The following is an 812-nucleotide window of genomic DNA, read 5'->3' as shown; positions in this document are numbered from 1 at the left end:
GAGGGTGAGTACAAAGGAAGCGTCCGTTCCTTGAGAACTCAACAGCGTGCCAAAAATCAACGCCAAAAGTTGATACCCCGTCCATTTCGGTGGATGAGGTTCCTTTGAAAAAGACCTGTGGGGTCGCCTTCGGGTGATGCTCGCAGGCAATTACACAGCGAGGACGATGTGGCGCGTCGGTCTTATTCCGACATGACGTGCCCGCTCTAAGTGATGTGTGCACCCGATTACGGGTAAACATTCATGGAGAGTTTGATCCTGGCTCAGGACGAACGCTGGCGGCGTGCTTAACACATGCAAGTCGAACGATGAAGCCCTTCGGGGTGGATTAGTGGCGAACGGGTGAGTAACACGTGGGCAATCTGCCCTTCACTCTGGGACAAGCCCTGGAAACGGGGTCTAATACCGGATACCACTCCTGCCTGCATGGGCGGGGGTTGAAAGCTCCGGCGGTGAAGGATGAGCCCGCGGCCTATCAGCTTGTTGGTGGGGTAATGGCCCACCAAGGCGACGACGGGTAGCCGGCCTGAGAGGGCGACCGGCCACACTGGGACTGAGACACGGCCCAGACTCCTACGGGAGGCAGCAGTGGGGAATATTGCACAATGGGCGAAAGCCTGATGCAGCGACGCCGCGTGAGGGATGACGGCCTTCGGGTTGTAAACCTCTTTCAGCAGGGAAGAAGCGAAAGTGACGGTACCTGCAGAAGAAGCGCCGGCTAACTACGTGCCAGCAGCCGCGGTAATACGTAGGGCGCAAGCGTTGTCCGGAATTATTGGGCGTAAAGAGCTCGTAGGCGGCTTGTCACGTCG

Annotated in this window: 1 rRNA gene; it reads left to right on the top strand. The window is 57.8% G+C overall.

The features are described from left to right. Positions 1-240: 240 nt before the first annotated feature. A 16S ribosomal RNA gene (locus NOD94_RS41235) occupies positions 241-812 on the top strand; the annotation flags it as partial.

The organism is Streptomyces sp. Isolate_45 (genome assembly GCF_024721315.2).
Classification (GTDB): Bacteria; Actinomycetota; Actinomycetes; order Streptomycetales; family Streptomycetaceae; genus Streptomyces.
This window is presented reverse-complemented; position numbering and strand designations above follow the sequence as displayed.